The 250-nt window shown below is 63.2% G+C and carries 1 protein-coding gene; it reads left to right on the top strand.

The annotated features are described in order from the left end of the window. The coding region (locus RVY79_RS20940) for a hypothetical protein (protein ID WP_317466534.1) at positions 1-250 on the top strand (250 nt) is incomplete at both ends.

Here is a 250-nt window from a genome sequence, read left to right on the forward strand (position 1 = left end):
TGTCTCCCGCCGGCGATGCACAGACCTTCCTGGCGCAGGCGCATCAGGCCATCCTGCAGTGGCCATTCACCATGCTGCTGGGCAGCGTGGCCGCCAAGTTTGCGGCGTTCAACCTGCTGCCGCTTCCTGCAACGAATGGTGGGCAGGCACTGGCCTTCATTGGGCGCAAGCTTGGACTGGCCAGGACTTGGCCCGCTCAGCTGACGCAGTTGCTGATGCTGGCATATCTGGCATTGGTGTTGTCCTGGGC

This window comes from Chromohalobacter sp. HP20-39, from assembly GCF_033052815.1.
Taxonomy (GTDB): domain Bacteria; phylum Pseudomonadota; class Gammaproteobacteria; order Pseudomonadales; family Halomonadaceae; genus Chromohalobacter.